Origin of the sequence: Mesorhizobium sp. M7A.F.Ca.CA.003.01.2.1 (assembly GCF_003998945.1) — a bacterium.
Taxonomy (GTDB): domain Bacteria; phylum Pseudomonadota; class Alphaproteobacteria; order Rhizobiales; family Rhizobiaceae; genus Mesorhizobium; species Mesorhizobium ciceri.
Map to the genome: position 1 here is coordinate 1 of NZ_RZRA01001162.1, position 1,480 is coordinate 1,480.

The 1,480-nt window shown below is 61.1% G+C and carries 2 protein-coding genes; one reads left to right on the forward strand and one right to left on the reverse strand.

Translation table 11 applies throughout. From position 1 onward, the window contains the following. The coding region (locus EN969_RS30795; protein ID WP_127419721.1) for an SDR family NAD(P)-dependent oxidoreductase at positions 1–619 on the reverse strand (619 nt) is incomplete at its 3' end. 227 nt (positions 620–846) lie between these two features. On the opposite strand from EN969_RS30795, the gene EN969_RS30800 reads away from it, so the two are divergent. Beyond that, on the forward strand, positions 847–1,480 hold a 634-nt coding region (locus tag EN969_RS30800; RefSeq protein WP_127419722.1), incomplete at its 3' end, for a pyridoxal-phosphate dependent enzyme.

Here is a 1,480-nt window from a genome sequence, read left to right on the forward strand (position 1 = left end):
GTCCCGGCATCGGCAGCATGTTCTTCTCGGTCAGCGGGGTGTCGATGAAGCCTGGGTTGAACACCTGGATACGCACGTTCATCTTGTCGAAATCATACTTCAGCGACTCGGCCAGGATGTTGATGGCCGCCTTGGTGCCGCCATAGGCGGCCGTTGTCGGCCAGCCGAAATAGGATGTCACGGAGCCGACCAGCACGACATGGCCGCGCGCCCGCACACGCATGCGTTCGACCGCAGGCACGAGGCCGTTGATGATGCCGAAATAATTGACCTCGAAGGACCGGCGAAAGTCGTTGACGACAAGATTCTCCCCCGGCGTCGAAATGTAATTCCCAGCATTGAAGATGGCGAGCACGATGGGACCGAGCTCCTTCTCGATCGCGGCGACGGTTCTTGCCATGCGCGGCTCGTCGGTGACGTCGCAGGGAAAGGCCGTGACGCTGCCCGGCATCTGCGCGGTCTCGACGACAAGCGTGTCGATCGGATCGTCGTCGAGCGCCGTCACCGCGACGGCATAGCCCTGGGAAGCAAGATCCCTGGCCAAGGCACGGCCGATGCCGCTCGATCCGCCCGTGATCCAGGCGACGCCGTGCTTCGGGTTGGCCCGGTAGAGTGTCATGCTGCGCCCTGTCGACTTGTTGGTGCTTTGCTCTAGCGATGAAGAAATCGAATGAAAAGCTGCTTTTCAACGTCAGCCGGAAAATGAGCTGTGGCGCAAGAGGTCGGTTTCGGGAAGCGCTGACGCAATTACAGTACCGCAAATGCGACTGGACCAGACAAATTCTTGCCTTGAAACTGCAGCTTCGGGTTTCTAGGGTTTCGGCGCACCTACACAAGGAATCCTGAATGCCCCGTTCTGTGATCGACGCGATCGGCAAAACGCCTTTGATCCGCCTCAACAAAGCTTCGGAACAAACCGGTTGCGAGATCCTGGGCAAGGCCGAATTCATGAATCCGGGCCAGTCGGTCAAGGATCGCGCCGGCCTGTTCATCATCCGCGATGCCGAGCAGCGTGGGCTGCTGAGACCCGGCGGTGTCGTCGTCGAGGGAACGGCGGGCAACACCGGCATCGGGCTGACGCTGGTCGCCAAGGCGCTCGGCTATCGCACCGTCATCGTCATTCCCGACACACAGAGCCAGGAGAAGAAGGACACGATCAAGCTGCTCGGTGCCGAACTGATCGAAGTGCCTGCCGTGCCCTACAAGAACCCCAACAATTATGTGAAACTGTCGGGGCGGCTGGCCGAGCAACTGGCGCGGACCGAGCCGAACGGCGCCATCTGGGCCAACCAGTTCGACAATGTTGCCAACCGTGACGGCCATATCCGCACCACAGCAGAGGAAATCTGGAGCCAGACCGGCGGCAAGGTCGATGGCTTTGTCTCGGCGGTCGGTTCCGGCGGCACGCTGGCCGGCGTCGCCTTTGGGCTGAAGGCGAAAAGCAAGGATGTGAAGATCGCGCTGGCCGACCCGCTGGGGG